Origin of the sequence: Hoeflea sp., from assembly GCF_039975035.1 — a bacterium.
Lineage (GTDB): Bacteria > Pseudomonadota > Alphaproteobacteria > Rhizobiales > Rhizobiaceae > Hoeflea.
Genome location: NZ_JBDWHW010000204.1, coordinates 1 through 7,098, shown reverse-complemented (window position 1 = coordinate 7,098; position 7,098 = coordinate 1). Strand labels below are relative to the sequence as shown.

The 7,098-nt window shown below is 62.9% G+C and carries 7 protein-coding genes; all 7 read left to right on the top strand.

The genetic code is table 11. The features are described from left to right. The coding region (gene proB / locus ABJN75_RS18305) for a glutamate 5-kinase (protein WP_348441027.1) at window positions 1–746 on the top strand (746 nt) is incomplete at its 5' end. A 110-nt stretch (window positions 747–856) separates the two neighbouring features. Further along, the gene (locus ABJN75_RS18300; RefSeq protein ID WP_348441026.1) at window positions 857–2,140 is read left to right on the top strand and encodes a glutamate-5-semialdehyde dehydrogenase; all 1,284 of its coding nucleotides are present in this window, start codon (window positions 857–859) and stop codon (window positions 2,138–2,140) included. Beyond that, entirely contained in the window at window positions 2,140–2,781 is a 642-nt protein-coding gene (locus ABJN75_RS18295; protein WP_348441025.1) for a nicotinate-nucleotide adenylyltransferase, read from the top strand. Before ABJN75_RS18300 ends, ABJN75_RS18295 begins: the two co-directional genes overlap by 1 nt. A gap of 46 nt (window positions 2,782–2,827) precedes the next feature. Then, window positions 2,828–3,292, top strand: a complete 465-nt coding sequence (gene rsfS / locus ABJN75_RS18290; RefSeq protein ID WP_348441024.1) for a ribosome silencing factor — start codon at window positions 2,828–2,830, stop codon at window positions 3,290–3,292. Between the two features lie 353 nt (window positions 3,293–3,645). After that, a complete protein-coding gene (rlmH, locus tag ABJN75_RS18285; RefSeq protein ID WP_348441028.1) occupies window positions 3,646–4,128 on the top strand; it encodes a 23S rRNA (pseudouridine(1915)-N(3))-methyltransferase RlmH in 483 nt (160 codons plus the stop codon). A 90-nt stretch (window positions 4,129–4,218) separates the two neighbouring features. Beyond that, a complete protein-coding gene (locus ABJN75_RS18280; protein ID WP_348441023.1) occupies window positions 4,219–5,649 on the top strand; it encodes a peptidoglycan DD-metalloendopeptidase family protein in 1,431 nt (476 codons plus the stop codon). Further along, window positions 5,639–6,961, top strand: a complete 1,323-nt coding sequence (locus ABJN75_RS18275; protein WP_348441022.1) for a S41 family peptidase — start codon at window positions 5,639–5,641, stop codon at window positions 6,959–6,961. Before ABJN75_RS18280 ends, ABJN75_RS18275 begins: the two co-directional genes overlap by 11 nt. Window positions 6,962–7,098 lie beyond the last annotated feature (137 nt).

Genomic DNA, 7,098 nt, shown 5'->3' with positions numbered 1-7,098 from the left:
GCTACAGTGCGGTGCCGACCATCAACGAGAACGACACGGTCGCCACCAGCGAGATCCGCTATGGCGACAATGACCGGCTCGCCGCCCGCGTCGCCACCATGGTCAGCGCCGACCTGCTGGTGCTGATGTCCGATATCGACGGGCTCTACACGGCCCCGCCGCATCTGGATGCGAACGCCCGTTTTCTTGAAACCATCGACGCCATTACGCCCGCCATCGAGGCAATGGCCGGAGACGCCGGATCGGAACTTTCGCGCGGCGGCATGAAGACCAAGATCGACGCCGGCAAGATCGCCACCGGCGCCGGATGCGCCATGATCATAGCGTCGGGCAAGACCGATCATCCGCTGTCGGCGATCGACAAGAACGCCAGATCGAGTTGGTTCAGCCCCTCCGGCACGCCTCAGACCGCGCGCAAGACCTGGATCGCCGGCCAACTCGATCCTGCCGGCAGGCTGACCATCGATGCAGGCGCGGAAACCGCGCTGCGCTCGGGGAAGAGCCTGCTGCCGGCTGGCGTCAGTTCCGTCGCGGGTGACTTCCATCGCGGCGACCCGGTCGCCGTGTGCGATGCCGGCGGCCGCGAGATCGCGCGCGGCCTGTCCGGCTATGATGCCGACGAGGCGCGGCGTATCGCCGGGCGCAAATCGGCCGAGATCGAAACCATTCTGGGCTATTCGGGCCGAACCGCCGTGATCCACCGCGACGACATGGTGATTACCTCAGGCAGCGGGTCCAGCCTCTGATACCGGCCGACCGCGCGGCAAGGCAGCGGCCCGCCCTCAGCCAACCCGGCTTTACGGCGTCGTGCCGATTGCGTATGAAAACCGCCTGACCGTGCGCCCGGAGAGCCGCCATGCTGGAAAAGACCAAGAGCCAAACCGACATCACCGCATTGATGGCCGAAATCGGCCGGCGTGCCAAGGCTGCCGCACGACCGCTCGCGATCGCCGGAACGGAACAGAAGAACACCGCCCTGAACGCCATGGCCGATGCCATCTCAGCGCGCCGGATGGAGATCCTTTCCGCCAATGCCATGGATGTCGAAGCAGCACTCGCAGGCGGCATGGCAGCGTCTTTCATCGACCGGCTGAAACTGGATGACAGCCGTATCGACGGTATCGTCGAAGGTATCCGGGCCATCGCCGGGCTGGCTGATCCGGTGGGTGACGTCATCGCCGCCTGGGACCGCCCCAATGGGCTGAAGATCGAGCGGGTTCGCACACCGCTCGGCGTTATCGGCGTGATCTATGAAAGCCGCCCCAATGTCACCGCTGACGCCGGCGCGCTGTGCCTCAAGTCGGGCAATGCGGTGATCCTGCGCGGCGGATCGGATTCCTTCCATTCCTCCCGCGCCATCCATCGGTGCCTGGTAGCGGGGCTCGAAAGCGCCGGCCTGCCCGCTGATGCCATCCAGATGATCCCGGTCAGCGACCGCTCGGCCGTCGGCGAACTGCTCACCGGCCTGAATGGGACGGTCGATGTCATCGTCCCGCGCGGCGGCAAGAGCCTGGTCGCGCGCGTGCAGTCCGATGCCCGCGTGCCGGTGTTCGCCCACCTTGAAGGCCTGTGCCACATCTATGTCGACAAGTCGGCCGATCCCGCCATGGCCCGCGCCATCGTGGTCAATGCCAAGATGCGCCGCACCGGCGTCTGCGGCGCCGCCGAAACCCTGTTGCTCGACAGCGCCATGGATCGTGGACTGGCGGCCGACATTCTCGCCGACCTGTCGGTCGCCGGCTGCGAGATCCACGGCGACAACGCTGTCATCAACCTGATGCCTGCAGCCACACCCGCGACCGAAGACGACTGGCACACCGAATATCTCGACGCCATTATCGCGGTCCGTTTCGTCGACGGCATCGGCGCTGCCATCGACCACATCGCACAGTGGTCGTCCAGCCACACCGAAGCGGTGATCGCCGAAGACCCCGCCGTGGTGGAGCGCTTTTTTGCAGAGATCGATTCGGCCATCCTGCTGCACAATGCCTCGACACAGTTTGCCGATGGCGGCGAATTCGGCATGGGCGCCGAAATCGGCATCGCCACCGGCAAGATGCACGCCCGCGGACCTGTCGGCGTCGAACAACTGACCTCTTTCAAATATCGTGTGCACGGCACCGGCCAGACCCGGCCTTGATGGTGGTACAGGCAAACACGCCAGCGTTTCTGAAGATGCCCTATGTCGAGCGCGGCATGAGCGTCGGCCTGTTCGGCGGATCTTTCAATCCGCCGCATCGGGGCCATGAGCTTGTGGCCGAAATCGCACTGAGACGCCTTGGCCTCGATCAGCTGTGGTGGATGGTGACGCCGGGAAACCCGCTCAAGAACCACGCTGAACTGGCCAGTCTGGAAGAGCGCGTGGCATTGAGCCGCAAAATCGCGCCCGGCCCCCGGGTCAAGGTTACCGCCTTCGAGGCCGCTCACAACCTGCACTACACCGCCCAGACACTCAATTTCGTCAAGGCCCGCAATCCCGGCATCCGCTTCGTCTGGATCATGGGGGCGGACAATCTCAAGCACTTCCATCATTGGCAGGACTGGCGCGGCATCGCCCAGACCTTCCCGATCGCCGTCATAGACAGGCCGGGATCGACGCTTGCCTATTTGTCATCGAAAATGGCCAAAACTTACTCGCACGCCCGTGTCGACGAGGAGGATGCGGCCGTGCTGCCTTTCCTTGCGGCCCCGGCCTGGACCTTCATTCACGGTCCGCGTTCCCCCCTGTCTTCAAGCGCAATCCGCAGCGAACGGGAAACGCTTGCAAAGTCCGCATCTTGAAAAACACCGGTGTCCATGACTATCTTACAAGTACGTCGCGTTCGCGTTGAGGAACACGGCGAATGTTGGACTGTTCAGGAAGAGGAAAGGAATCACCCTGAGAACAGCACACGCCAAGGGAAACGCCACAGGCGATTTCTCACAAGCGGCGGGCAGTGGCGAACAAGCCGCTCTGCGCCAGCTTCAACTGGTCCGCGAAAGACTGGCGGACTCCAAGGCAGAAGACATCGTTGTCATCGACATCGCGGGCAAATCGGCTCTGGGCGACCATATGGTCGTGGCCTCAGGCCGCTCCAACCGACATGTAGCGGCAATCTGCGATCATCTGATCAGCGAGATCAAGGACGCCGGATTCGGCGTGCCCAGGGTCGAGGGTCTGGCGACCGGCGACTGGGTTCTGATCGATGCGGGCGATGTCATAATTCATATTTTCCGGCCCGAAATCCGGGAGTTCTACAACATCGAAAAGATGTGGCAGACCCCCGAGATCGAGGATGGAAAATTGCACTGACCAGCTGCACTGCCTGACCCTTCAGCGCAGATGTCTGGATCAGATCACGATGCCGCCCGGACTTGGCTGACAGGGCGGCGGGTGGATGTTGCGCTGACCCTCCGACGGTGCATCTCGGGTTCAAATGATGTCACTGCGACGCTCGGGCACATTCATCCCGTCAAGGCGGGACAGCGACCTTTGCGCATCCGCCTGATTGCACGGTGATGTCGTTTCCCGCAATCGATCGCTGTTGATTTGCCCGCGCGCAAAGGATGGAATGGCGGCGTGAATACATTGTTGCGCTGTTTCAAGCTGGCATGATCCCGGCAATGATGCAGCCAACCGCCCCCAAGGACCGGAAGACAGCCATCATGCGCATCACACTCTTTGCCGTCGGACGGCTCAAGGCCGGGCCGGAGAACGAGCTTTCCGGCCGTTATCTTGATCGCCTGGCCAAGGCCGGAAGCGCACTGGGCCTTGATTTCGCCCGGACCATCGAAGTTCCCGAAAGCCGCGCCGCAACCGCCGATCTGCGCAAGAAGGAAGAAGCAGCGCAACTCGCCCGCATCCTGCCCGATGGCGCAGCGCTTGTTCTGCTCGATGAACGCGGCAAGACGCCTGATTCGCCCGGCTTCGCTGATCTTCTCGCTCGCCTGCGCGACGAGGGTCGCCGCGATCTGGTGGTGGCCATAGGCGGCGCGGACGGGCTGGATCCGGATTTGCATGGGAAGGCTGACGCGGTGATCTCGTTTGGCCGCATGACCTGGCCGCACCAACTGGTGCGCATCATGGCAGCCGAACAGCTCTACCGCGCGGTGACCATTCTTTCTGGCCATCCCTATCACCGGTCATGATGCACGGTCTTCCATCGGCATCGCAAAGATGTGATCCCGGCGTCGTTATGGTTCATGGTGCTTTAACGCCGTCCTGGCTAGAGTGACAACATGTGGAGCTCATGGTCCGAATCGGTCCGGTCCGGCTCGTCCCGGACCTCGCCTGCCAGGCTCGCGCCCTTCAACCGGGGTGCGCCGGGTCTGCTTTCACTTGCTCTCCTGTCGTTGTTGCTCTCCGGCCCCGCCCGCGCCAGCGGCGAGGACGAACCTGATTCCACAGCCCTGGCCAGCGATCTGCAGCAGCAGCAACAAGCAAGCCGTCTCGAATTGCAGTCGGTCGCCGATCAGGCGGCTCTGGCGGCAAAGGCTCTGGCCGCACTGGAGCATGACATCGCCGCGCTGCGCGCCGATCAGCAGTCACTGGACCGCAGGATTGCCGAAACCGCCTCCCGACGGGCGGCGCTGGACCAGAAAATCGCCGATGGCGAGCGCGCCATGACCGATCTGTCGGAACGTCAGGAGGCCGTCCGGCTGTCGCTGATGTCGCGCCGGTCGGTATTGGCGGAAGTTCTGGCGGCCTTGCAGCGGATCGGCCGGGACCCGCCGCCGGCGCTGCTTGTCAGTCCCGAAGATGCCCTCTCCTCGGTGCGCAGCGCAATTTTGCTGGGCGCTGTGGTACCCGAAATCAGAGCCGAAACGGAAGCGCTCGCTGCCGATCTGAAAGAGCTGGCCGCCCTGCGCGAAGCGATTGTGACGGAACGGCAGTCGCTCGCCGCCGCGCTTGACGAGAATGCAGCCCAGGAACAGCGCCTGGCCAATCTGGCGTCGGAGAAAATCGCCCTGCAGGTCGAAAGCCAGCGCCGGCCCGAACGGGAACGCGAACGCGCCGAGGCGTTGTCGGTGCGCTCCGGCGAACTCGAAGCCGGGATCTCTGCGCTCGCCGATGAAATCGCCTCGCTGCGCCAGGCCGCCGAGGCCGCCCGCGAGGCCGAGCAGGAACGCCAGCGCAAGCTGGCCGAACAGTTGCAGCGTGCCCGTGCGTTCGCGGCCGTGGCGTTGCCCGACAAAAACCGCATTATGCCCGCATATGTTTTCTCGAAATTGACCGGAACGCTGGGCCGACCGGTGGCGGGTGAGACCCTGCGCTACTTCGGCGCCGATGACGGCACTGGGCACACACTGACCGGCGAGGTTGTCGCGACCAGGGCCGGTGAAACAGTCTATGCGCCGGCGGATGGCTGGGTTGCCTATGCCGGGGCTTTCCGAAGCTACGGCGAGGTGGTTATTCTTGATACGGGAGAAAAGCACCACGTGATTCTCGCCGGCATGGAAAAGATCAAGGTCTCGGCGGGACAATTCGTGGTTTCTGGTGAGCCCCTTGCGACGATGGGCCAGACGAGATTCGCAGGTTCTGCGGCTTTGACGCTGGCCTCTGAGCGTCCGACGCTCTACATTGAGATTAGAAAAGACGGTCAACCTGTTGATCCGCGCACTTGGTGGAAAGACGAGATGTCTTCGAGAAAGGCAAGAAATGATACGTAAGGTGACACTACTGGCGGTCGGCGCATTGATGGGCGCTGTATCCGTGAGCGCAATCAACGCCTATGGCGGCGCCGCCAATGCAGCGGGGACCGCGACCTATCGGCAGCTTGCCATTTTCGGCAATGTATTTGAGCGCGTGCGCGCGCAATATGTCACTCCGCCGGAGGAGGACAAACTGATCGAGAGCGCCATCAACGGCATGTTGACCTCGCTCGATCCGCATTCCAGCTACCTCAACCAGGAAGCCGCCGACGACATGCGAACCCAGACCCGCGGCGAGTTCGGCGGTCTCGGGATCGAGGTCACCATGGAGGACGAGCTGGTCAAGGTGATCACCCCGATCGACGAAACCCCGGCGGCCCGCGCAGGCGTTCTGGCAGGCGATTTCATTTCGGAAATCGACGGCGAACCGGTTCGCGGCCTCTCGCTCGGCGAAGCCGTCGACAAGATGCGCGGTCCGGTCAACACCGCCATCGAGCTGACCGTGCTTCGCGAAGGCGCCGATCAGCCGATCAAGATCAAGGTCGTCCGCGACATCATCGCGGTCAAGGCCGTGCGCTTCCGGAGTGAAGACGATGTCGGTTATCTCAGGGTGATCTCGTTCACCGAGAAAACCTATGACGATCTCTCCGACGCGATCGAGAAAATCACCGATGAAATCGGCAAGGACAAGCTCAAGGGCTTTGTGCTTGATCTGCGGCTGAACCCGGGCGGCCTGCTTGACCAGGCAATCAGCGTCTCCGATGCCTTCCTTGATCGCGGCGAAATCGTTTCGACCCGCGGCCGCAATCCGGAAGAAACCCGGCGCTTCAATTCGCGTCCGGGCGATCTCACCGGCGGCAAGCCGGTGATCGTATTGATCAATGGCGGCTCTGCGTCGGCATCGGAAATCGTCGCCGGGGCACTTCAGGATCATCGCCGCGCCACGGTGGTGGGCACGACGTCGTTCGGCAAGGGCTCGGTGCAGACCATTATTCCGCTCGACGCCAAGACCGCGCTGCGGCTCACCACGGCGCTCTATTACACGCCGTCCGGCACATCGATCCAGGGGACCGGCATCAAGCCCGATATCCGCCTCGAGGAGCCTGTCCCCGAAGAACTGCGTGGCAGGGTCAAACCTTCCGGCGAAAGCGAACTGCGCGGCCATATACAGGGCGAGAACGAGGACGATAAGGGCTCGGGCTCGATTGCCTATGTGCCACCGGATCCCAAGGACGACGTCCAGCTCGGTTATGCGCTGGATCTGCTGCGCGGTGTGAAAACCGATCCGGCATTCCCGCCGAACCCTGATCAGGCTTCGATCAAGAACTGATGCGCCGTTGATCCGCCGCCCCGCTCCCAAGCCAGGGCAATCGGGTGAAGAAATGCGTGACAAAGGGGTAATAAGCTGAATCTGTCGTGATCCTCTGATTTGGAAGGAGGACGACGATGGATGATGTGGTGGTGGAG